Source organism: Paludibacterium flexuosum (assembly GCF_037076605.1).
Classification (GTDB): Bacteria; Pseudomonadota; Gammaproteobacteria; order Burkholderiales; family Chromobacteriaceae; genus Paludibacterium.
Window position 1 is genome coordinate 1,024,564 of the sequence record NZ_AP029060.1, and the last position, 22,157, is coordinate 1,046,720.

Genomic DNA, 22,157 nt, shown 5'->3' on the forward strand with positions numbered 1-22,157 from the left:
TCACCTCGGAATCGAACAGTTACGTCAAACAGGCGGCAGGACCCGCCGAGGGCAGGCCCTGCCGCCAATCCATTCAGGGACGGGAAACGATGCGTACGCCGCGGGCCAGATTCGCCAGCGTGGACTCGGGCATGTCCCCCACCAGGGTCAGCATTTGTTCGCCCTGACTATTGGTGGCCATGTTGATGGCGCCGTGCAGGTTCATGCTCTGCACCTTGCGCATTGAGGCCGGAATGTCTGAGGGCATCGGCTCGACAAACAACGACAGCATCACCAGGCCGTCAGAATAAACCATGTGATGAACCGGCTGGGCATTGCTGCCTCCCGGCATGGTTCTTTGTACAGAACGAACCAGCTTGAATCCTGATGGCAACCCGCTGATTTCTGATCGGCCGGCGTTGCCGTCAGCGGCAGACTGCGACTGCACCGGGCCGCGCAGCTGGTTGCTCAGCTTGTATTGCGGCTTGAGCTGGCTCTTGTCGCGCTGAGGCGTAAGATCAATGGCGGTAAAGGTGTATTGCTCGACCACCTCGTTGCTGCGCGGGGTCAGGGTCATCATCTTGAGCGGCAGGGCGGTGGTCTGATCGACACAAATGCGCTCGGTATAACGCTGCTGGTCGCGTGCCCGCACCTCCAGCCAGTTGCAGTCGCGCTGCGCCACGCGGTCGGGACCCAGCTTGCGTAAGGTGTAGGACTGGGAGATGTCAGCGACGTCGTCGGACATCAGCGCCGGAAAGAGCCGCATGGCACTGACCTTGGCGGCCAGCAGCGACTTCTTGTCCGGGGCATAGCAGGTGAGCTGCTCGCCATTGCGCACGATCTCGCGCGGCGGTCCATCCAGCGCCACACGGCGCTCCTGGACGGATGAAGCAGCGCCGAGGCGCACGATGCGGAAAGTTTCCAGCGTATCTTTCATTTGGTGCAGATAGGTGCCACTCATCGACTGCTGACGTCCGGCTTCGGTCACTTTCTGGAACAGTTGCCAGTCATCTTCCGCCAGCGCGAGCATCGGCAAGGCCAGCAGGCACATCCCCAGCGCGATCTTCCTCATCAGTGCGCTGCCCCCTGACTGTAAGACACACGCACCAGCCCCTGATCCGCGGTCAGTTCCTGATGGGCCAGGAAGTAGGCATCGGCATTGCTGCCGGCCACCGGCTGCAGGGCCAGGGGTTTCTGCACCTGGCTGCTGACCATCACGGCCGCATGCTGGGACGAGGAAAGCTGCTGCCAGCCCACCACCGCGGCGAAGCTGACACTGGCGGCCAGTGCAGCCGCCCCGGCCATGCGCGTGCGCGTCGGCCGGTACCAGCGACGCGGGGCCAGCACGGTCGGCTCGGCCTTCAGGCGCTCGCTGACGGCATCTCGCACGTCAAAGGCAACCTGTGCATTGGCACGCATGGCATCGCCGATCAGGTGATAGTCATTCCAGGCCTGCTTCAGGGAGGCATCAGCCTCGATGGCGGTCATCACATGAGCGGCGCTACTGTCGTCCAGCTCGCTATCCATCAGTTCGGAAACTCTCTGTTTCATTTCTACCACCTTTTGTTTTTGGCCGTGTCCAGGAGGGGCCGCAACTCGGTCGCAATCGCCTCGCGCGCACGGAAAATCCGCGAACGCACGGTCCCGATCGGACAGTCCATCACCTTGGCAATTTCTTCGTACGACAAGCCGTCCATTTCGCGCAGCGAAATGGCGGTGCGCAACTCTTCCGGCAGACGCTCTACCGCCTCATTGACGGTGGTGAGGATCTGCTTGTTCATCAACGCCGATTCGGGCGTGTTCAGATCCGGCAGTTGCGAGGCCAGATCAAAGCTTTCACCGTCTTCATCTTCGAAGTCGGCGTGCACAACCGGGCGCCGAGAGCTGGCGCTGAGAAAATTCTTCGCCGTATTGATGCCGATGCGATACAGCCAGGTGTAGAACGCGCTCTCGCCGCGAAAGGCAGACAGAGAACGATACGCCTTGACAAAGGCCTCCTGGGTCACATCTTCGATATCCGCGCTGTCGCGCAGAAATCGTGACAAAAGACGCGCCAGGCGCCGTTGATATTTCGCAACCAGCAGATCAAAGGCTCTCTTCTCCCCTTTTTGAGCACGCGCTACCAGCTGTTGATCGATATCACGATCACTCATTCGTTTTTAATGCTCCCTGAATAGCCCAACCAATTATATTTCTGAATTTGCGTAGCGGGCTTGTAACTAGACCACTACACGCGAAGGGAGTTCCCGAAATTCGAAATCGGAAAAAGCGAACCTTAGCAGAGCTGCCCATAAAGGTGAATGGGCCATGGTCGGCTTCCAATTATACCAAGCACTTGCTAGAATGACATTTAGCTAACCAGCTGTCGGACAAACCGACGATCCGCATCAGCAACCTCCATTCACTCAGCCAGGGAGCCTTCATGAACACACCCGGTCAACGCTTTCGTCAGGCGGTCGAGCAAGAACACCCCCTGCAGGTGGTCGGCGCCGTCAATGCCTACGCGGCCCGCCTGGCCGAGCACAGCGGCTTCAAGGCGCTCTATCTGTCCGGCGGCGGCGTGGCCGCCTGCTCGTGCGGCATCCCCGACCTCGGCATCACCACACTGGAGGATGTCCTGATCGACGTACGGCGCATCACCGATGCCAGCAGCCTGCCCCTGCTGGTGGACATCGATACCGGCTGGGGTGGCGCCTTCAATATTGCCCGGGCGATCCGCAGCCTGGAGAAGGCCGGTGCCGCCGCCGTGCACATCGAAGACCAGGTGCAGCAGAAGCGCTGTGGCCATCGTCCCAACAAGGCCATCGTCAGCCAGGAAGAGATGGTCGACCGCATCAAGGCGGCCGTGGATGCGCGGCAGGACGACAGCTTCGTCATCATGGCCCGCACCGACGCCTTGGCGGTCGAGGGGCTGGATGCCGCGCTGGCACGCGCCCAGGCCTGCGTGGCTGCCGGGGCCGACATGATCTTCCCCGAAGCCATGACCGATCTGTCGATGTACCGCCGCTTTGCCGAGGCCTGCCGTGTGCCGATCCTGGCCAACATCACCGAATTCGGTGCCACCGAGCTCTACGACACCACCCAGCTGCGTGATGCCGGCGTCGGTCTGGTGCTCTACCCCTTGTCGGCCTTCCGGGCCATGAGCCAGGCCGCGCTCGAGGTCTACCAGACGATCCGCCGCGACGGCAGCCAGCGCCAGGTCATCGACAAGATGCAGACCCGCAGCGAGTTGTACCAGCACCTGGGCTATCACGAATACGAACAAAAACTGGATGCACTGTTTGCGCAAAACCAGAACAAATAAGCGCGCTGCCCGCACACACCAAGGAGAAACTGATGCAAGAAACCGTTCTGACAGGAAAGCCGAAGAAATCTGTCGCGCTCTCCGGCGTCGCCGCCGGCAATACCGCGCTGTGCACGGTCGGTCGCAGCGGCAATGATCTGCATTACCGCGGTTACGACATTCTCGACCTGGCAGGCCAGTGCGAGTTTGAAGAGGTGGCCTATCTGCTGGTGCATGGCAGCCTGCCGACCCGCACCGCCCTGAGCGCCTACAAGAACCGGCTCAAGGGACTGCGCGGTCTGCCGGCCAATGTACGCAGCGTACTGGAGCTGCTGCCGGCGGCCACCCATCCGATGGACGTGATGCGCACCGGGGTCTCGGCACTGGGCTGCCTGCTGCCGGAAAAGGACGACCACAACACCGCCGGCGCCCGTGAGATCGCCGACCGCCTGATGGCCAGCCTGGGGTCGATCCTGCTCTACTGGTATCACTTCAGCCACAACGGTCGCCGCATCGAGACGGAAACCGACGATGACAGTATCGGCGGGCACTTCCTGCATCTGCTGCATGGCAAGACGCCGAGCGCCGAGCATGTCCGCGCCATGCACACCTCGCTCAATCTGTATGCCGAGCATGAGTTCAACGCCTCGACCTTCACCGCCCGCGTGATTGCCGGCACCGGCTCGGACATGTATTCGGCCATCACCGGCGCCATCGGTGCGCTGCGCGGCCCGAAGCACGGCGGGGCCAACGAGGTGGCCTACGAGATCCAGAGCCGCTACGCCAGCGCCGACGAGGCCGAGGCCGACATCCTGCGCCGCATCGCCAACAAGGAAGTCATCATCGGTTTCGGTCATCCGGTCTACACCGAATCGGATCCGCGCAACCAGGTGATCAAGCGCGTGGCGCAGGATCTGTCGCAACAAAGCGGCAACCACCTGCTGTTCGACATTGCCGCCCGCATCGAGCAAGTCATGTGGGATGCCAAGCACATGTTCCCCAATCTCGACTGGTTCTCCGCCGTCAGCTACCACCAGATGGGCGTGCCGACCGCCATGTTCACGCCGCTGTTTGTCATCTCGCGCACCAGCGGCTGGAGTGCCCACGTCATCGAACAGCGCCAGGACGGCAAGATCATCCGCCCGTCCGCCAACTACACCGGGCCGGAAGAACAGACCTTCATTCCGCTCAAGGATCGTTAACCGAGGAAACCTCATGTCCGCACATATTTCGAACATCCGCCCCGAACACGATACGGTGCTCAAAGACATCGCCCGCTACGTGGCCCATGGCCACATCGATTCGGCAGAAGCCTGGAACACCGCGCGCCTGTGCCTGATGGACACCCTCGGCTGCGGCCTGGAGGCATTGTCCTACCCGGCCTGCACCAAGCTGATGGGGCCGATCGTCCCCGGCACCGTGGTCCCGAACGGTGCCCGCGTTCCCGGCACCTCTTTCCAGCTCGACCCGGTACAGGCCGCCTTCAATATCGGCGCCATGATCCGCTGGCTGGATTTCAACGACACCTGGCTGGCGGCCGAATGGGGCCACCCTTCCGACAACCTGGGCGGCATTCTGGCCACGGCCGACTGGATCAGCCGTGAACGCGTAGCACGCGGTGATACCCCGCTGACCATGCGCGATGTGCTCGAAGCCATGATCAAGGCACACGAAATCCAGGGTTGCCTGGCGCTGGAGAACTCATTCAACAAGGTCGGACTGGATCACGTGGTGCTGGTCAAAGTGGCATCGGCCGCTGTCTGCGCCAAACTGATGGGCGCCACGGAGAACGAAATCGCCGATGCCGTCTCGCAGGCCTTCGTCGACGGCCAAAGCCTGCGCACCTATCGCCACGCGCCGAATACCGGTTCGCGCAAATCCTGGGCCGCCGGCGACGCCACCAGCCGCGCCGTGCGTCTGGCGCTGTTCACCCTCAAGGGCGAAATGGGCATCCCGGGCGTGCTGAGCGCACCGACCTGGGGCTTCTACGACGTCCTGTTCAAGGGCAAGCCCTTCGCCTTCCAGCGCCCCTATGGCAGCTACGTGATGGAAAAGGTGCTGTTCAAGATTTCCTTCCCGGCCGAGTTCCACAGCCAGACCGCCGTCGAGTGCGCCATGACCCTGCACAGGCAGTTACAGGAGATGGGCAAGCAGGCCGAAGACATCCGCAAGATCACCATCCGCACCCATGAAGCCTGCATCCGCATCATCGACAAGCAGGGCCCGCTGGCCAACCCGGCCGACCGTGATCACTGCATCCAGTACATGGTGGCCGTGCCCCTGCTGTTTGGCCGCCTGACCGCCGCCGATTATGAAGACAGCGTGGCCGGCGATGCGCGCATCGATGCGCTGCGCGCCAAGATCGTCTGCGTGGAAGATGCCCAGTTCACCCGTGACTACCATGACCCGGACAAGCGCAGCATCGCCAACGCGCTGACCGTAGAGCTCAATGACGGCACCGTCCTGCCCGAGGTGGTTTGCGAATATCCGATCGGCCACCAGCGTCGCCGCCAGGATGGCATCCCGCTGCTGGAAGCCAAGTTCCGCACCAACCTGGCTCGCCGCTTCCCCGAGAAGCAGCAGAAGGCCATCTTCGAGTTGTGCAACGACCAGGCGCGTCTGCTGGCCACGCCGGTCAATCGTTTCAGCGATCTCTGGGTGATCTGACCCTCCGTGCGGCGGGCCGGCTGGCCCGCCGTTTTTCTTTCAGCCTTGTCCCATATCACGGTCAGTCTTCGCTCTGCCCCCGGTTCAGCCTGGGAAATATCAGTTAAAAGACGCGCTCCTTTCCACCGCATCATGTCAGGAGTGCCCATGCTTCGTTCCCTGCCCTTGCTGTTGTCTGTTTCTTTACCGGCGGCTGCTCTCCCCCCGGCCCCCTGCCCGCAACCGGCCGAGACCATCGTGCACGATCGCGGCGCACGACTGCGCTATTGCGTGGACGGCGGGCTGGCCCTTTACGGCGATCTGGTGCTGGGCCCTGCCGATCACATCCGGCAACAGGGCATCCCTACCCTGCAAGTCAGCCCCTGGCAGCAGCACCAGGAGACTCAGCAGCGCGCGCGCCCCAGACGCCAGATCCCCCTGGGGCCGGGCAGCACCACCTGGCCGCTCAATGTGGTGGTCTATCAGTTCGGCCAGGTCACGCCAGGAGCCCGACGCGCCATGCTGGCGGCGATGCAGGACATCGAGCGCAAAACCCATGTCCGCTTCCGCGAACGCCAGAGCGAGCGTGACTATGTGCAGATCGTCAGCGTCCCCTACAACGGCAGGATCTGCGGCACCTCCTACCTCGGACGCATCGGTGGTGCCCAGCGCCTGCAGATCGCTGATCGCTGCGAAACCACCACCACGGCCTCGCACGAGCTGCAGCATGCGCTGGGCTTCGAAGATCGCCAGATTCGCGACGCCCCGGCCCTGAGTGAGCGCGACATCCTGCAGATCAACCATCTCTACCCGCCGGTCAACCTGAGCGCCCAGGCCGATCCGATCCTGCGGCTGAGCGCCCTGCATCTCACCATCGATCAGCATGGCGTGGGTCATGTACGCGGCTATCTGCGTCCGGGGGCCCGGCTGCTGCGCTGGCAATGGCAGGACGCCAGCGGCCGGGCATTGACACTCAAGACCTTGCAGCAGCCGTCCGGTCATCGTCACGACTTCACCATCCTGCCGCAGGATTTTCATGGCAAGGCAATACTGACGCTCTGGGTGCAAAGTGCAGAAGGCCTGACTCAACAGGTGCAGATGACGCTGCAGGTTCAACCGGCGCAGCCGCCCGGCCTGCACCGGGCCGAGGCCATGTCCCCGGCACACGACCCCGGCCCGGGCCGTCAACTGGTGCTGCGCCACAGCCATAACCTGTGCCTGACGGCGCAGACAAGCCGGCGCCCGCTGGCGCTGACACGTTGTGAAGGTGATGCGCCGAATCAGCGCTGGGTGCTGCATCAGGATGGCCGGCTGGAAAATGCCGCCCGGCACCAGCACTGCCTGGTCGGCACGCCGGCAGCCAGCGGCGGCATGCTGCTGCTGCGCCACTGCCAGGCCACCAACCCAAGACACCGCTGGTATTGGCAGGACGCCGTGCTGAGCAGCCAGGCCGCCCCTGACGATCGCCTGACGGCCGAGGCCGGCGGCACGCTGCAACTCTACCCGCCCCGAATGGATGAGGGCATCAGCCAGCACTGGGACTGGCGTTAGCGCAGGATTCGGGCGCACGGCCGGGCCGGCTTCGTGCTACACTGTGCGCCCAGTGAAATACCGGCTAAACCATTGTGAATAAAACAGCTTTTTCCTCCCTCCCCCTTTCCGCGGCCATGCTCGACAATCTGGCCAGCCTCGGCTACCAGACCATGACCCCGATCCAGGCCGAAAGCCTGCCCGGGACGCTGGATAACCGCGACCTGATCGCCCAGGCCAAGACCGGCAGCGGCAAGACGGCCGCATTCGGCATTCCGCTGATGGAAAAACTCAATCCACGCTGGTTTGCCATTCAGGGGCTGGTGCTGTGTCCGACCCGCGAACTGGCCGAGCAGGTGGCCAAGGAGCTGCGACGTCTGGCCCGCCACATCGACAACATCAAGGTGCTGACCCTGTGCGGCGGCAGCCCGATGGGGCCACAGATCGGCTCGCTCGAGCATGGCGCGCACATCATCGTCGGCACGCCGGGGCGTCTGCGTGACCACCTGGGCCGCGGCACCATCGACCTGTCCACCGTACACACCCTGGTGCTGGACGAGGCCGACCGCATGGTCGACATGGGCTTCTTCGACGATATCGCCGGCATCATCAGTGCCTGCCCGAAAAAGCGTCAGACCCTGCTGTTCTCCGCCACCTACCCGGACAATATCCGCAAGCTGTCGGCCCCCTTCCTGCGCATGCCGCTGGAGGTCAAGGTCGAATCCCTGCACCAGACCGACAAAATTGAGCAGCGCTTCTACAAAGTGACGGCGGAAAACCGCAACGACATGGTGGCGCAGGCGCTGCTGCACTTCCGCCCGACCTCGACCCTGGCTTTCTGCAACACCAAGATTCATTGCCGCGAGCTGGCCGACCAACTGAGCGCCAAGGGTTTCTCGGCACTGGCACTGTACGGTGAGCTGGAACAGCGCGAACGCGATGAAATCCTGCTGCGCTTCGTCAACCGCAGCGCTTCGGTACTGGTCGCCACCGACGTGGCGGCACGCGGTCTGGACATTCCCTCGCTGGACATGGTCATCAATGTCGACGTGGCCCGGGACGCCGAAGTGCACATCCACCGCATCGGCCGCACCGGTCGCGGAGACGAGAAAGGCATGGCGCTGTCGCTGGCGGCACCGGCCGATCAACGCTGGGTGGAAGAAATCGCCCGCTATCAGCAGGCGCCGATCAGCTGGCACGACTGTGCCGAACTGGTCACGCAGGGTGCCGGCCGGCTGGTGGCGCCGATGGTGACGGTCTGCATTGCGGCGGGCAAGAAAGAAAAGATTCGGCCGGGCGACATTCTCGGTGCGCTGACCGGAGATGGCGGACTGGACGGCGCCGACATCGGCAAAATCCAGATCGGCGAATTCGCCAGCTTTGTCGCCCTGCGACGTGACGTGGCGGAAAAACACTTCAACCGCCTCAGCCAGTGCAAGATCAAGGGCAAAACCAGCAAGATGCGCCTGCTGTAATGCGTTATGCTGATGAGCTACCGAGTGGAGGCTCATCATGTCCGTGACTTTCGATACTGATCCGACCCGTCTCGATCGCGAGCGGGTCTTTGCTTATCTCAGCCAGCAATCCTACTGGGCACGTGGCTTGCCGCGCGCCGTCTTCGAACGGTCGCTGCAGGGCTCGCTGTGTATCGGCGGCTATGACGAACAGGGCGAACAAGTCGCTTTTGCCCGCGTCATCACTGACTACGCCACCTTCGGCTACCTGTCGGACGTCTTTGTGATCGAAGCACGGCGCGGCCAGGGCATCAGCAAGGCGCTGATGCAGTTCATTCTGGCGCACCCCGAGCTGCAGAATCTGCGCCGCTTCATGCTGGCCACGGCCGACGCACACGGACTGTATGCCGGCTTCGGCTTTACCCCGCTGTCCAAACCGGAACGCCTGATGGAACGGCTGGATCAGCAGGTCTATCAGCGACTGGCCGGCTCCGCGGGTTAAGTCCGTCTAGCTGGCCTCGCGCTGCAAGCGGCGCAGAAAGACGGTCATTTCTTTCTGCGCCTGCACATCCCCATGCGCAACGGCCACCGCAATACCCTGCTGATAAGCATCGACCGCAGCAGCAGGCTGACCGGCGGCAACCAGCACCTTGCCCAACAGCTTCCAGGCGGCGGTGTAATCCGGCTGCCAGACCAGCGCCTGACGCAAATGGGTTTCGGCTTCGCCCAGCTGGCCGAGCTTCAGACACTCCCCTCCGATGGCAAAACGCAGCAGTGCGTTGTCTCGCGGGCCATCGACCATTTTCAGCAGTGCGTCCAGTTGCGGCATGTTTCAACCTCCATTTGACCGATCGGGCACCAGCACCGTGCGGTTGCCATTGCTCTCCATGGCGCTCACCAGCCCCGCCGCTTCCATTTCTTCAATCAGTCTGGCCGCCCGGTTGTAGCCGATACGCAGGTGTCGCTGCACCGAGGAAATCGAAGCCTTGCGGGTACGCAGCACGATCTCCACCGCCTCGTCATAAAGCGGATCGCTCTCGGCCGCGGCCTGGCGGTCGCCGCCGGCGGCATTGCTCTCTTCCAGCTCTGCCTCGCCGGTCAGCAAACCCTCGACATAATCCGGCTCGCCGAATGACTTGAGCGTTTCCACCACCGCATGCACTTCATCATCGGTGACAAAGGCACCGTGGATACGCTGCGGATAGCCACTGCCCGGCGGCAGGAACAGCATGTCGCCCTGTCCCAGCAGCGCCTCGGCGCCCATCTGGTCCAGGATGGTACGACTGTCGACCTTGCTGGAGACCTGAAAGGCAATCCGTGTCGGAATGTTGGCTTTAATCAGACCGGTAATCACATCCACCGAAGGCCGCTGGGTGGCCAGAATCAGGTGAATGCCGGCCGCGCGCGCCTTCTGCGCCAGACGCGCGATCAGTTCCTCGATTTTCTTGCCGGCCACCATCATCAGGTCAGCAAACTCATCCACCACCACCACGATGCAGGGCAGGGTTTCCAGCGGCTCCGGTGTCTCCGGGGTCAGCGAGAACGGATTCTTCAGCGTCTCGCCGGCCGCTCGGGCCGCCTGCACCTTGTCGTTGTAACCCGCCAGATTGCGCACACCGAGGGCACTCATCAGGCGATAGCGCTTTTCCATCTCGCCGACACACCAGTTGAGGGCATTGGCGGCCAGCTTCATGTCGGTGACCACCGGCGCCAGCAGATGCGGAATGTCGTTATACACCGACAACTCGAGCATCTTCGGGTCGATCATGATGAAACGTACGTCTTGCGGCGTGAATTTGTAGAGCAGGGACAGAATCATGGCATTGACCCCGACCGACTTGCCCGAGCCGGTGGTGCCGGCAACCAGCAAATGGGGCGCCTTGGCCAGATCCATCACCACCGGCTCGCCGGTAATGTCCTTGCCCAGGGCCAGCGTCAGACGGGTCGAGCTGTCGCTGAACGCCTCGGAAGCCAGGATTTCGGACAGGCGGATCATCTGGCGCACCGGATTGGGCAGCTCCAGCCCCATGCAGGTCTTGCCCGGGATGGTTTCCACGACGCGAATCGAGGCCAGCCCCAGTGCCCGCGCCAGATCCTTGACCAGATTGACCACCTGGCTGCCGCGCACGCCGACCGCCGGTTCCACCTCAAAGCGGGTAATCACCGGGCCGGCATAGGCATCCACCACGCTGACCTTGACCTTGAACTCGGCCAGTTTTTCTTCAATGACAATGCCCCGCTCGATCAATACGTCCTGATCCTGCACCGCAGCCGGATTGGTTTCGGCCGGCTTGAGCAGATCCAGCCCCGGCAGGCATTCGGCACTCCAGTCACGCTGCGGCAACTGACTGACCACGTCGGCACTGCGCGACACTGGCACCGACACCGGTGCGGTCATCACGGCCGGCTCGTCTTGCGGCCAGGGAGCCGGCGCGACAGGCGCTTCGCGCTCGGGTACCGGCTGATCTTCAATCCAGGTCCAGACCAGGCCGGATGAGGTGGTCTGCGCCGGTGCGGCAGCCGGCTGCGGCGCCGGAGACACGGTTGGCGCAGCCGCGGACGGCGGAGCAACCCGATCTTCGGCCACGGCAGGCGGCGCTGGCGGCAACTCGGCGGGCGCCGGCGGGACGACGGCTTGCGGCGTTGGCACGACGACCGGACGCGATGCCGACAGGGGCTGTGGCTGCACTTGCGGCAAGACCGGACGAGCGGCGGCAGGGGGCATTCTCGGTACGGCGGGCTCACCGGCCAGCAAGGTCGGACGCACCTCCAGCGGGGCAGGCGGCGGAGACGCCGACACGACCGGATCGATGATGTCGGGAGTCGGCTGCGGCCTGGAGGGGGGGGCCGGCACGAAGCGTGCCGGGCTCTGGCCAGGCTGTGTCTGGCGCAGCAGCGGCGAGGCGGGTTCGGCCGCCGGGACGGGCGCGGTATCGGAAGCCGGGGGCGCCGCACGCCGCCCCGCCTGCGACGGCGCCATCGGGGCGGGCGCCGGCTGTCGTGCCCGCAGACGCTCGCCATGGATCTGTCGCAGGCTGGCTCGCACTTCATCCGCATCGATCAGCGGCAAGTCTTCAGGCGCGGACGGGGATTCGGTACGACGACGCTGACGCCCGCCCAGCGACTGCAGATTTTGCTCTACTTCCTGGGCACCGATCACCGGCAAGGGGGAATCGTTTCTGGCTTCTTCCGGCAGGGCACGGAAGCGGCCCAGCACATTCTGGCGGATCGTCTGCGGGTCCAGCAGCGGCAATGGCGCCTCGGCCACGGGTTCGGGCAGATCACGCGACAGCCGTGCCGCCGCCTGCCGGCGCAACACGCTGCGATCGATGACCGGCATGGCTTCTGGTGCCGTGCCGGGTGACTCGGCCGGCATCGCGGAGGCGAACGGCGTTGGCGGTGCCGGATCGGCTTGAGCCTGAACCGGGGCGGCGGGCATGCCGATCTCGGGCTCGCCCAACAGGGGATCCGCCTCGAAGAACGCCGGCGACGCGGTATCGGGCCGCCTGTGGTTCAGCGCCGGTTCGGGGTCCAGCCACCAGGAAGACAGGCGGCGCAGGGACGACAGCAGGCGACCGGTCAACGCCGCCCACAACAAGACACCCAAGATCAGCAAGATGAAAAACCAGGACACGCAGATACCCACCAAGCAATGAACACGCAAAACGGCCTCTCCAGGCCGGGGGCAAATTGTAACGCGTTTTACCGGCGCCCGGCGCATCCCTTCTTGCCCCGTACGCAGACAGTCACGCTTTGAAATCGGTTTCACAGCCCCTCTCCCGCTGATGCCGGGCTGTCAGACAGGCGAACGTCGATACGAGGAAACGCAGCGGATGTGCGCCAGATCATTCGGTAACGCGGTTTGGCCGACTGCAGACAGGCCGCCCTGCCCTTATAGTCGCTTCACCTTGCCAACCGGCACCGCACAACCCTCTGATCAGGAGAACACCATGTCCGACAACGCATTTCATGACACCCCGGCGGTCGAGCACGCATTACGCATTTACAACCAACTCAATAGCGAAACCCCCACACCAGAACCCGATGCGCAGCAAACAGCATCCGCCATTCCGCCATCTGCCGCGAGCCAAGATATGGAAGGCAGTCCGGCAGACGATCATCTCTGCGGCGGCCCCGGGGCAGACCGGCTTGATGGTGCGGACGGTGACGACCAGCTGTGTGGCGCGGCTGGCAATGACCAACTCAGGGGCGGCCCGGGCGATGACCGGCTAAGGGGCGGCGCTGGGCGGGACCTGCTCTATGGCGGGCCGGGTAACGATGTCCTTGAGGGAGAGCAGGGCTTCGACTACCTCTCCGGCGGCGATGGCGACGATGTTCTGCTGGGCGGCGCGGGTCATGACATTCTCGATGGCGGCCGCGGCAATGACCTGCTCAGCGGCGGAGAGGGACGCGACACCTTCCGCTGGCAATGGGATGAATTGGGCGGCATCGATCATCTCCGCGACTTTACCCCCGGCGAAGACTGCCTGGGCATTGATCCGGATCCGGAAGGCACGCCATTGCGCCTTGTGCTGCAGCACGACAGCGAAGGCAGTCAGCTGCAACTGCTCAACCTGCAAGGTGAGCGTTTGCAGACGATCGTCTTCGACCACCTCGATCTGAGTCAGGCCGGCAACCTGAGCGATCAGGTCATCCTGGCGCACCTCCTCGAGCAGGAAGATCTCCCTCCCTACGCCTGACCCCCCTCCTCCCCGGCGCCACCGCATGGCTGGCGCCCTGGCTGCACGCCAGCTGACAGACAAACTCCCGCCAGACGATCAGCCTGTTCCGAAACCCGGCAAAGCCAATTTACAAGCCAATTTTAAACACTATATTGGCGCTCTTGTAATCGATTACACAAAACCGGACCAGCCGGAATGTTCTCTGCGCCGACGGGCGCTTCCGGCCAGGCGGGCTTATTCATCAACAGGAGCAACACCATGACAACAAGCAAAGAGCCTGAGCGCAATCTCCTCTCGGGCAGCAAAGGCGACGACACGCTGATCGGTGACGACAGCGACAACATCCTTCAGGGCGGGCGCGGCGATGACTGGCTACAGGGGCGCGGCGGGCACGACATCCTGCAGGCCGGAGAAGGCAACGACAGCCTCTGGGGCGGTGACGGTGATGACCAGCTGTTCGGCAGCAGCGGCGATGACCTGCTGTATGGCGAGCAGGGCTGTGATGTACTTCGCGGCGGCAAGGGAGGCGACACGCTGTCTGGCGGCGAAGGCGATGACCGGCTCTACGGCGGCGAGGATCAGGACATGCTCTACGGCGGAGACGGTGCGGACCAGCTGTTCGGCGGCACAGGCAGCGATCTGATGGTTGGCGGTCGGGGTCATGACCGCCTCACCGGCGGCGAGGGCAATGACCTTTTTTACTGGGACTGGAAGGACCTGGGGGGCACGGACACCCTGGCCGGTTTCCAGCTGCAGCAGGACAAGCTGCTGTTCGGCTTTCGTCTGCAGGATGCGGCAGAGGACGCACCGGAAAGTCATTTGCTGCTGCAACACGATACCCGACAAAGCCAGCTGCTGGTCACCGACAGCCAGGGCACGGTGATGCAAACCATCCTGTTTGATGGTGTGGACCTCTCGGCCGGCGGCACCCGCAGCGATGGCGAGATCCTGCAGCAGTTGCTCTATCAGGGTCAGTTCTGACCCATGACACAGCGGCTGCCGCACAGGCAGCCCCAGCCAAACCCCGCATCAGAAACGGAAAGAATGAGGACAAACATGAACCTTTTCATCAGCCAGCAAGACCAGCAAGCCCGCGCCAAGGCGCTTTATGAAAAACTGCACGGCCGGCGCCATGAAGGCATCGTGATCGTGGGACAGGACAGCCACCTCAGCGGCGTGCAGGATGGCGACCTGCTCATCACCCATGGCAGCAGCAGCGACGATCTGATCGTGGCGTCGAATGCCCAGATGAACGAAGTCCATGGCAAGGAAGGCGCCGACACCATCATCGCGGTCGAGGGCGTGAACCTGCTTTATGGCGAAAGCGGAGACGACACCCTGCTCGGCCACACCGAGGATGATCAGCTGATGGGCGGTGATGGCCGCGACAGGCTTCTCGGCATGGCCGGTGACGACACCTTGCTCGGGGGCCAGGGGGATGACGAGCTCGACGGCGGCAGTGGCAGGGATACGCTCTACGGCGGGGCCGGGCGCGATGTCCTCAAGGGCGGGGACGATCACGACACCCTGTATGGCGGCAGTGGCAATGACCAGCTGGCCGGCGGAGAAGGCAACGACGAGCTGCATGGCAATCAGGGTCAGGACACCCTCAGCGGCGGGCTGGGACACGACACGCTGTATGGCGGCAGCGGCAATGATGTGCTGCGCGGTCAGGAGGGCCATGACAATTTGTACGGCGGCAGTGGCAACGACCTGTTGTCGGGTGATAGTGGCGATGACCGGCTGTTTGGTGGCAACGGCAACGACCGTCTCAATGGCAGCACGGGCAATGATCGTCTCTCCGGCGAAGAGGGGGACGACATTCTCAAGGGCGGAGAGGGTCGCGATGTACTGAGCGGCGGCAGCGGCAACGACGCCCTGACCGGTGGTGAAGGGGCGGATGCCTTTGTCTGGCAACGCAGCGATCTGGGGGGGACCGATATCATTCGTGACTTCACCCCTGGGGAAGACCAGCTGGATCTGACCGACATCCTGCTGCGCGGCGATCATCCGCATCACTCGCTGCAGTTCGAGCACCAGGCACAAGGCTCTCGGCTGCAGATCCTCAACAGCGATGGCGACACCCTGCAAACGATCGTCTTCAAGGGCGTCGACCTGTCCGAGGGGGGCCGTCTCAGCACCGAGCAGATTCTGGACCGCGTGCTGACCGACTCGGCGCGCGCCAGCATCAGTGCCTCGCAAGTGATCGGCAGTGACCAGGACGACCGACTGTATGCCCGTGAACTCGATTTGCCGGTGTATGGCCTGGAAGGCGACGACAAACTGGTCGCCCATCCGCTGGGCAGCACCTTGTTCGGCGACGCGGGCAATGACTGGCTGGAGGGCGCCGGCGGGGATGACTGGCTCGAAGGGGGCGCCGACAGGGATACCCTGTCCGGCGGCAATGGCGATGACATGCTGCGCGGCGGCAGCGGTCGCGACCTCCTGCTGGGTGAGGCCGGGGGGGACACTTTTGTCTGGCAGAGAGAAGATCTGGATGGTATGGATGAGGTCGGAGACTTCGACCTCGGCGAAGACCGTCTGCAGTTCGTCGGACTCGGCGGCGCCAATGGCGAGCGCGCCCTGCACCTGGCATTGCAGGTCGAGCAAAACGGCCTGGCCATTCTCGACGTACGCGACGAGCAGGATCAGATCGTGCACCAGATCCGCTTCACCCATCGCGACTTCTTCCAGGATGGCAGCATGAGCCCTAGCGAGATTCTGCAGCGCATGCTGGGTGAAGAACCCCCTCTGCCCCTGCTGCCCTGACGCCCAGGCACTGCCAGCACGGCGCAAGCCGACTGACAGTGTCTCACGCCCTTTTTCCCGCTGTGCGGCAGATAAAACTGCACATGGGGGTAAAAAGGGCGTAACCGTCTTTGCCCCTCTGGCCGGACCACCCGCCGCCGATTAGTCTCCCTGCCGCGCCGATCGATTCGTCGGCCACTTTGATCAACGTAGCAAGGAGAACCTCATGCATTTGAACAATCCTCATGACCACCAGCCCGCCAAGTCACGGCCCGGCTCACCGGACATCACCCTGATCGGTACCGACGATGATGACGTCCTGACGGCCGGCAGGCAGGCCGTCAACATGCAAGGACTGGATGGCGATGACTTGCTGCGCGGCAGCCCGCACGATGATCTGCAACTGGGCGGACGGGGCGATGATTTCCTGCAGGGACTGGGTGGTAACGACACCCAGTTGGGCGGCGAAGGCGACGACATTCTGCATGGTGATGCCGGCCACGACCGTCAGGAAGGCGGCTCGGGGGATGATCTGCTGTTCGGGCATCAGGGCAATGATGTGCTCGACGGGGGCGCGGGTGACGACGTGCTGGATGGCGGCCCGGGGGAAGATCTGCTGCGTGGCGGCCCGGGCGATGATCATCTGGCCGGCGGCGGCGGCCGCGACATTCTGCTCTGGCATGCGCAGGATATGTGTGGCGATGACCAGATCTCCGGCTTCGAACCCGGGGAGGACCAGATCTGGCTGCCCCTGCCCTTCCAGCCCGGGGAAGCGCAGTATGCGCAGGTAAAGCTGGAAAGTCGTGAGGATCAATCTGTCCTGCGCATCCAGAATAACGAACGCCACTGCCAGATCAACATCCGCTTTGCGGATGTCGACTTGAGCGATGGCGGCAGTCTCTCCGAACAACAGGCACTGAGCCGTCTGCTGATGGAAGGCCCGCAGGCGTTCTGATCGGACGAATCAGCCTGACAGACGTCTGGTCATAAAAAAAAGCCCGGGGCGCGCAGCACCCCGGGCTTTTTTCGGCTTCAATCCGTTCAGACCTTGACCGAGCCGGCTTCTTCCGCGTAATCGGCAATCTGGTCGAAGTTCATGTACTTGTACACTTCCGCCGACTTCTGATTGATGATGCCGATATTGGCCTGATACTCCTCTACCGTCGGAATCTTGCCCAGCTTGGAGCAGATGGCGGCCAGTTCGGCCGAGCCGAGGAACACATTGGTGTTCTTGCCCAGACGGTTAGGGAAGTTACGCGTCGACGTGGACATCACCGTCGCGCCTTCGCGCACCTGTGCCTGGTTACCCATGCACAGCGAGCAACCCGGCATTTCCATGCGGGCACCGGCACGACCCAGAATGCCGTAGTAACCTTCTTCGGTCAGTTGCTTGGCATCCATCTTGGTCGGCGGCGCCACCCACAGCTTGACCGGAATATCGCTCTTGCCATCCAGCAACTGGCCGGCGGCGCGGAAGTGCCCGATATTGGTCATGCAGGAACCGATGAAGACTTCGTCGATCTTGGTGCCGGCCACTTCGCTCATGAACTTCACGTCATCCGGATCGTTCGGGCAGGCCACGATCGGTTCCTTGATATCGGCCAGATCAATCTCGATCACGGCGGCGTACTCGGCATCCTTATCGGCCTGCAGCAGCTTGCCGTTGGCGATCCAGTCTTCCATCGAACGGATGCGACGGGCCAGGGTACGGGCATCTTCGTAGCCATTGGCGATCATCGACTTCATCAGCGTGATGTTGGAGCGCATGTATTCGACGATCGGCGCCTTGTCCAGATGCACGGTACAACCGGCGGCCGAGCGTTCGGCCGAGGCATCGGTCAGTTCGAAGGCTTGCTCGACCTTCAGATCCGGCAAACCTTCGATTTCCAGGATGCGACCGGAGAAAATGTTCTTCTTGCCGGCCTTGGCCACCGTCAGCAGCCCTTGCTTGATGGCGTACAGCGGAATGGCGTTGACCAGGTCACGCAGGGTCACGCCCGGCTGCAGCTTGCCCTTGAAGCGCACCAGTACCGATTCCGGCATGTCCAGCGGCATCACGCCGGTGGCGGCGGCAAAGGCCACCAGACCGGAACCGGCCGGGAAGGAAATCCCGATCGGGAAGCGGGTGTGCGAGTCACCGCCGGTACCGACGGTATCCGGCAGCAGCAGGCGGTTGAGCCAGCTGTGGATCACGCCATCGCCCGGACGCAGCGATACGCCGCCACGGCTGGAGATGAAGGTCGGCAGTTCCTTGTGCATCTTGACGTCAACCGGCTTCGGATAGGCAGCGGTATGACAGAAGGACTGCATGACCAGATCGGCCGAGAAGCCCAGGCAGGCCAGGTCCTTCAGCTCGTCACGGGTCATCGGGCCGGTGGTGTCCTGCGAGCCGACTGTGGTCATCTTCGGTTCACAGTAGGTACCCGGACGAACGCCCTGGCCCTCGGCCAGACCACAGGCGCGACCCACCATTTTTTGCGCCAGGGTGAAACCCTTGCCGCTATCTACCGGCGACTTGGGCAGGCGGAATACGGTCGAGGCCGCCAGACCGAGCGCTTCGCGTGCCTTGCTGGTCAGACCACGACCGATGATCAGGTTGATGCGGCCACCGGCACGCACTTCGTCCAGGATCACTTCGCTCTTGAGCTTGAACTCGGCCACCACGCCGCCGTTCTTCTCGATCTTGCCGGCGTAGGGGTAGATGTCGATTACATCGCCCATTTCCAGCTGCGACACATCGACTTCGATCGGCAGCGAGCCGGAATCTTCCTGGGTGTTGAAGAAAATCGGCGCAATCTTGCCACCCAGCGTCACACCGCCAAAGCGCTTGTTCGGGACAAACGGGATGTCCTGGCCGGTCGCCCACACCACCGAGTTGGTGGCGGACTTGCGCGAGGAACCGGTACCGACCACGTCACCGACGTAGGCCACCAGGTGCCCCTTTTTCTTCAGGTCGTCGATGAACTGGATCGGACCACGCTTGCCGTCTTCCTCCGGCACAAAAGCCGCACCCGGACGGGTATTCTTCAGCATGGCCAGGTAGTGCAGCGGGATGTCCGGACGGCTCCAGGCGTCCGGCGCCGGCGACAGGTCGTCGGTATTGGTTTCGCCCGGCACCTTGAACACGGTGACGGTGATCTTTTGCGCCACTTCCGGACGCGAGGTGAACCACTCGGCATCGGCCCAGGACTGCATCACCGCGCGGGCCACGGCATTGCCCTTGTCCATCTTTTCCTTGACGTCGTGGAAGGCGTCAAACATCAGCAGGGTCTTCTTCAGCGCCTCACCGGCCACGGCGGCCACTTCGGCGTCGTCCAGCAGGTCGATCAGCGGCTTGATGTTGTAGCCGCCCAGCATGGTGCCCAGCAGTTCGGTGGCGCGCACGCGGGTCAGCAGCGGACTCTTGACCGTGCCTTCGGCCACGGCGGCCAGGAAAGAGGCCTTGACCTTGGCGGCATCATCCACGCCCGGCGGGACGCGATAGGTAATCAGGTCAACCAGCGTGTCTTCCTCGCCCTTGGGCGGGTTTTTCAGCAGCTCGACCAGTTCTTCAACCTGCTTCGCCGACAGCGGCAGGGGCGGAATGCCCAGCGCTGCGCGCTCGGCGACATGCTGACGATAGGCTTCTAACATGACATGGACCTTCTTTGCTGTGGTTGGCCGGCCGCGCTCGCGTTCCGGCGGGTGGGCAATGGCTTACATAAACCGGGCTGAATTCGCCTCTTTGTTTATGCCTTTGTAGTGAGCTGAAGATTACGCCTTTCAGGGCCAGCATTCAAACGAGTATTCGCCACAAGCACTGTGAGCTAAAATCACAGCATGAACCATTTCCCTCCCCTCAACTCACTCCGGGTTTTCGAGGCTGCCGCTAGGCTGGAAAGCTTTTCCGCCGCCGCCAGCGAATTGTTCGTCACGCATGGCGCTGTGAGCAAACAGATTAAGCAGCTGGAAGACTGGCTGGGCATGGCCCTCTTCGAACGGCGGGGTGGCCGGGTACGCCTGACCGATGCCGGCTGGCGCTACCTGGTGCAGGTGCAGGATGGCCTCGACCTGATCGCCAATGCCACGGCGCAACTGCAACAGCCTGACCGGCAGCGGCGTCTGGCCGTCAATGCCACCCCGACCTTTGCCAGCTACTGGCTGCTGCCGCGCCTGGCCAGCTTTCGTGAGCAGTATCCGGATCTGGTGCTGCACCTCGCCACCTCTGACCGTGACATCAGCCGGCTGGATGCCCCGTTTGACATCGCCATCCGCCGCGGGCCGGGCGACTGGCCCGGCCACATTGCGCGCCCTTTCCTCAAGGAGTGGGAATTGCCGCTGGCCAGTCCGGCCTTGCTGGACCGGCAGCCGATCAGCCAGCCGGGCGACCTGATTGCCCACACCCTGCTGCATGCCGACGCGCGACCAACCGCCTGGCCACGCTGGCTGACGCTGGCCGGCGTGGCCGAGCTGAAACCGGCGGCGGAGATGCATTTCGACCGCTTCTCACTGGCCCTGCAGGCGGCTTGTGACGGCCTGGGGGTCGTGCTGGGCCCATTGCCGATGGCCCAGCAGCTCATCGATCAGGGACTGCTGCGCGCCCCGCTGCAGAGCCCGGTCGTACCGGTGCGGGATTTCTGCTGGATTGTCCCTCGCGCCGGCAGCGACGACCCGACGGTCACCGCCTTCTGTCGCTGGCTGGAAGAAACCGCCGCATGACCGGGGACGCTGGCATACGATATAATCATGGACGCGCGGCATCCGGTTTGACCGCGCCCTAACCGCAAGGAATGCCATGAGCCGCATTACTCTTTCCCGCTTTCTGATCGAACAGCAACGCAAGGCCGGCACGCTGCCGCCGGATCTGCGCCTGCTGATTGAAACCATTGCGCGCGCCTGCAAGGCCATCAGTTTCTCCGTCAACAAGGGGGCGCTGGCCGGGGTGCTGGGCGAAGCCGGCACCGGCAACATCCAGGGCGAAGCCCAAAAGAAGATGGACGTGATTGCCAACGACTACCTGCTGGATGCCAACGAGTGGGGAGGCAATCTGGCGGCAATGGCCTCGGAAGAAATGGAACTGCCCTACCACATCCCGGGCGAATACCCCAAGGGTGACTACCTGCTGCTGTTCGATCCGCTGGATGGCTCGTCCAACATCGACGTCAACATTACCGTCGGCACCATTTTCTCCATCCTGCACAACCCGAACGGCAACCTGACCCCGAGCGAAAGCCACTTCCTGCAAAAGGGCGGCGCCCAGGTCGCCGCCGGCTATACCATCTACGGTCCGCAAACCATGCTGGTGCTGACCTTCGGCAGCGGCGTACATGGTTTTACCCTGGACCGTGAACAAGGCAGCTTCGTGCTGACCCATCCGGACATGCGCGTTCCCGAGCGCACCAGTGAGTTCGCCATCAACATGTCGAACCAGCGCCACTGGGAAGCCCCGGTCAAGCGCTATGTCGACGAACTGCTGGCCGGCAAAACCGGCCCGCGTGGACGTGACTTCAACATGCGCTGGGTGGCCTCGATGGTGGCCGAGGTGCATCGCATCCTGACCCGCGGCGGCATCTTCATGTATCCGCGCGACGCCCGCGAGCCGGAAAAACCCGGCAAACTGCGGCTGATGTATGAAGGCAACCCGATGGCCTTCATCATCGAGCAGGCCGGCGGGCTGGCCACCAATGGCCATCAGCGCATCATGGACATCCAGCCGACATCGCTGCATGAACGGGTGGCGGTCTTCCTCGGCTCGCGTGAAGAAGTCAAAATGGTGACCGGTTACCATCAGGGCTAAACCGGCCACCGACAGCCAATGAGCCGCAAATCCTTGATGACATTGGGATTGCGGCTCAT

Annotated in this window: 18 protein-coding genes; 12 read left to right on the forward strand and 6 right to left on the reverse strand. The window is 63.2% G+C overall.

Going from position 1 to position 22,157, the window contains the following annotated elements:
- Positions 1-73: 73 nt before the first annotated feature.
- The 3 genes from AACH39_RS04910 to rpoE are packed head-to-tail and all read right to left on the reverse strand — an operon-like array spanning position 74 to position 2,132.
- Entirely contained in the window at positions 74-1,051 is a 978-nt protein-coding gene (locus tag AACH39_RS04910; protein WP_215782161.1) for a MucB/RseB C-terminal domain-containing protein, read from the reverse strand.
- Positions 1,051-1,530 (reverse strand): sigma-E factor negative regulatory protein, encoded by a 480-nt coding sequence (locus AACH39_RS04915; RefSeq protein ID WP_215782160.1) that lies wholly within the window; start codon positions 1,528-1,530, stop codon positions 1,051-1,053. The genes AACH39_RS04910 and AACH39_RS04915 overlap by 1 nt, the downstream gene beginning before the upstream one ends.
- Positions 1,531-1,532: 2 nt before the next feature.
- The gene (gene rpoE / locus AACH39_RS04920; RefSeq protein ID WP_215782159.1) at positions 1,533-2,132 is read right to left on the reverse strand and encodes an RNA polymerase sigma factor RpoE; all 600 of its coding nucleotides are present in this window, start codon (positions 2,130-2,132) and stop codon (positions 1,533-1,535) included.
- Between the two features lie 269 nt (positions 2,133-2,401).
- On the opposite strand from rpoE, the gene prpB reads away from it, so the two are divergent.
- From prpB to AACH39_RS04950, 6 genes are all read left to right on the forward strand, one after another.
- Entirely contained in the window at positions 2,402-3,283 is an 882-nt protein-coding gene (gene prpB / locus AACH39_RS04925; protein ID WP_215782158.1) for a methylisocitrate lyase, read from the forward strand.
- Between the two features lie 32 nt (positions 3,284-3,315).
- A complete protein-coding gene (gene prpC / locus AACH39_RS04930) occupies positions 3,316-4,464 on the forward strand; it encodes a 2-methylcitrate synthase (RefSeq protein WP_338621029.1) in 1,149 nt (382 codons plus the stop codon).
- A 13-nt stretch (positions 4,465-4,477) separates the two neighbouring features.
- Positions 4,478-5,929 (forward strand): bifunctional 2-methylcitrate dehydratase/aconitate hydratase, encoded by a 1,452-nt coding sequence (locus AACH39_RS04935; RefSeq protein WP_215782156.1) that lies wholly within the window; start codon positions 4,478-4,480, stop codon positions 5,927-5,929.
- Between the two features lie 147 nt (positions 5,930-6,076).
- A complete protein-coding gene (locus tag AACH39_RS04940; protein WP_338621030.1) occupies positions 6,077-7,459 on the forward strand; it encodes a M12 family metallopeptidase in 1,383 nt (460 codons plus the stop codon).
- Positions 7,460-7,533: 74 nt separating this feature from the next.
- Positions 7,534-8,913 (forward strand): ATP-dependent RNA helicase DbpA, encoded by a 1,380-nt coding sequence (dbpA, locus tag AACH39_RS04945; protein WP_215782154.1) that lies wholly within the window; start codon positions 7,534-7,536, stop codon positions 8,911-8,913.
- A 37-nt stretch (positions 8,914-8,950) separates the two neighbouring features.
- A complete protein-coding gene (locus AACH39_RS04950) occupies positions 8,951-9,394 on the forward strand; it encodes a GNAT family N-acetyltransferase (protein WP_215782153.1) in 444 nt (147 codons plus the stop codon).
- 6 nt (positions 9,395-9,400) lie between these two features.
- Here AACH39_RS04950 and AACH39_RS04955 read toward each other — a convergent pair whose 3' ends face one another.
- Positions 9,401-9,721 carry a tetratricopeptide repeat protein gene (locus AACH39_RS04955; protein ID WP_215782152.1) on the reverse strand — a complete coding sequence of 107 codons (321 nt, stop codon included), beginning with the start codon at positions 9,719-9,721 and terminating at the stop codon, positions 9,401-9,403.
- Between the two features lie 3 nt (positions 9,722-9,724).
- Complete coding sequence (locus AACH39_RS04960) at positions 9,725-12,508, reverse strand: DNA translocase FtsK (protein ID WP_338621031.1); 2,784 nt, start codon at positions 12,506-12,508, stop codon at positions 9,725-9,727.
- A 334-nt stretch (positions 12,509-12,842) separates the two neighbouring features.
- Between AACH39_RS04960 and AACH39_RS04965 the strand changes: the two genes are divergently transcribed.
- The 4 genes from AACH39_RS04965 to AACH39_RS04980 all read left to right on the forward strand — a co-directional run bounded on the left by AACH39_RS04965 (position 12,843) and on the right by AACH39_RS04980 (position 17,277).
- Positions 12,843-13,592: a calcium-binding protein gene (locus tag AACH39_RS04965; RefSeq protein WP_338621032.1), complete on the forward strand. Its 750-nt coding sequence runs from the start codon at positions 12,843-12,845 to the stop codon at positions 13,590-13,592.
- Between the two features lie 240 nt (positions 13,593-13,832).
- Positions 13,833-14,555, forward strand: a complete 723-nt coding sequence (locus AACH39_RS04970) for a calcium-binding protein (RefSeq protein ID WP_215782149.1) — start codon at positions 13,833-13,835, stop codon at positions 14,553-14,555.
- Between the two features lie 75 nt (positions 14,556-14,630).
- A complete protein-coding gene (locus tag AACH39_RS04975; protein ID WP_338621033.1) occupies positions 14,631-16,343 on the forward strand; it encodes a calcium-binding protein in 1,713 nt (570 codons plus the stop codon).
- A gap of 205 nt (positions 16,344-16,548) precedes the next feature.
- The gene (locus AACH39_RS04980; protein ID WP_338621034.1) at positions 16,549-17,277 is read left to right on the forward strand and encodes a calcium-binding protein; all 729 of its coding nucleotides are present in this window, start codon (positions 16,549-16,551) and stop codon (positions 17,275-17,277) included.
- Between the two features lie 86 nt (positions 17,278-17,363).
- On the opposite strand, the gene acnB is transcribed toward AACH39_RS04980, so the two are convergent.
- Positions 17,364-19,955, reverse strand: coding sequence for a bifunctional aconitate hydratase 2/2-methylisocitrate dehydratase (acnB, locus tag AACH39_RS04985; protein ID WP_338621035.1), 2,592 nt, complete (start codon positions 19,953-19,955; stop codon positions 17,364-17,366).
- Positions 19,956-20,141: 186 nt separating this feature from the next.
- Between acnB and gcvA the strand changes: the two genes are divergently transcribed.
- Together gcvA and AACH39_RS04995 are read left to right on the forward strand one after the other, a co-directional pair.
- The gene (gene gcvA, locus AACH39_RS04990; protein WP_215782145.1) at positions 20,142-21,020 is read left to right on the forward strand and encodes a transcriptional regulator GcvA; all 879 of its coding nucleotides are present in this window, start codon (positions 20,142-20,144) and stop codon (positions 21,018-21,020) included.
- Positions 21,021-21,096: 76 nt separating this feature from the next.
- Positions 21,097-22,098, forward strand: coding sequence for a class 1 fructose-bisphosphatase (locus AACH39_RS04995; protein ID WP_215782144.1), 1,002 nt, complete (start codon positions 21,097-21,099; stop codon positions 22,096-22,098).
- The last annotated feature ends 59 nt before the right edge of the window (positions 22,099-22,157 follow it).

Bases quoted from the DNA above. Each gene is read 5' to 3' on its own strand.
- AACH39_RS04975 (WP_338621033.1), top strand. From the start codon at position 14,631: ATGAACCTTTTCATCAGCCAGCAAGACCAGCAAGCCCGCGCCAAGGCG.
- AACH39_RS04965 (WP_338621032.1), top strand. From the start codon at position 12,843: ATGTCCGACAACGCATTTCATGACACCCCGGCGGTCGAGCACGCATTA.
- AACH39_RS04950 (WP_215782153.1), top strand. From the start codon at position 8,951: ATGTCCGTGACTTTCGATACTGATCCGACCCGTCTCGATCGCGAGCGG.
- acnB (WP_338621035.1), bottom strand. From the start codon at position 19,955: ATGTTAGAAGCCTATCGTCAGCATGTCGCCGAGCGCGCAGCGCTGGGC.
- AACH39_RS04970 (WP_215782149.1), top strand. From the start codon at position 13,833: ATGACAACAAGCAAAGAGCCTGAGCGCAATCTCCTCTCGGGCAGCAAA.
- AACH39_RS04910 (WP_215782161.1), bottom strand. From the start codon at position 1,051: ATGAGGAAGATCGCGCTGGGGATGTGCCTGCTGGCCTTGCCGATGCTC.
- AACH39_RS04940 (WP_338621030.1), top strand. From the start codon at position 6,077: ATGCTTCGTTCCCTGCCCTTGCTGTTGTCTGTTTCTTTACCGGCGGCT.
- prpB (WP_215782158.1), top strand. From the start codon at position 2,402: ATGAACACACCCGGTCAACGCTTTCGTCAGGCGGTCGAGCAAGAACAC.
- rpoE (WP_215782159.1), bottom strand. From the start codon at position 2,132: ATGAGTGATCGTGATATCGATCAACAGCTGGTAGCGCGTGCTCAAAAA.
- AACH39_RS04980 (WP_338621034.1), top strand. From the start codon at position 16,549: ATGCATTTGAACAATCCTCATGACCACCAGCCCGCCAAGTCACGGCCC.
- AACH39_RS04915 (WP_215782160.1), bottom strand. From the start codon at position 1,530: ATGAAACAGAGAGTTTCCGAACTGATGGATAGCGAGCTGGACGACAGT.
- AACH39_RS04935 (WP_215782156.1), top strand. From the start codon at position 4,478: ATGTCCGCACATATTTCGAACATCCGCCCCGAACACGATACGGTGCTC.
- AACH39_RS04955 (WP_215782152.1), bottom strand. From the start codon at position 9,721: ATGCCGCAACTGGACGCACTGCTGAAAATGGTCGATGGCCCGCGAGAC.
- gcvA (WP_215782145.1), top strand. From the start codon at position 20,142: ATGAACCATTTCCCTCCCCTCAACTCACTCCGGGTTTTCGAGGCTGCC.
- prpC (WP_338621029.1), top strand. From the start codon at position 3,316: ATGCAAGAAACCGTTCTGACAGGAAAGCCGAAGAAATCTGTCGCGCTC.
- AACH39_RS04995 (WP_215782144.1), top strand. From the start codon at position 21,097: ATGAGCCGCATTACTCTTTCCCGCTTTCTGATCGAACAGCAACGCAAG.